The sequence below is a fragment of the Pseudoalteromonas sp. S1650 genome (assembly GCF_005887195.1).
GTDB lineage: Bacteria > Pseudomonadota > Gammaproteobacteria > Enterobacterales > Alteromonadaceae > Pseudoalteromonas > Pseudoalteromonas simplex.
On the sequence record NZ_PNDF01000192.1, the window covers coordinates 1 to 362 of the forward strand.

Below are 362 nucleotides of genomic sequence, written 5' to 3' on the forward strand. Positions count from 1 at the left end.
TTAAATGCACTTCATTGGATTCTGGTAGATAAGTACACAAAACCTTTCCTAAACGGAAATCTGGGTGAGTTTGTTAAGAAAACGGTTTTCGATGTTTCTCTATCTTCTGACTTCAGGATCGAAGAGATTGAAATAGATAAAGATCACATTCATATGCTGATTACAATCGGCACTCGATATTCTGTAGGCCAGTACGCAAGGAGGATCAAACAAGCGACAACTACTAAAATCTGGAAATCATTTCCTTACCTCAAAAACCAATTTTAGAAAGAGAAAACAATTTGGTCGGATGGATACTGTGTGTGTTCTCTAGGAATGACTAGTGCAGAGATAATACAAAAATATTTTCAGGAGCAGGGGTG

At 37.3% G+C, this 362-nt stretch carries 1 pseudogene; it reads left to right on the forward strand.

Annotated elements, in window-relative coordinates:
• Window positions 1-21 precede the first annotated feature (21 nt).
• Window positions 22-362, forward strand: a pseudogene (gene tnpA, locus CWB80_RS22145) (IS200/IS605 family transposase); the annotation flags it as partial.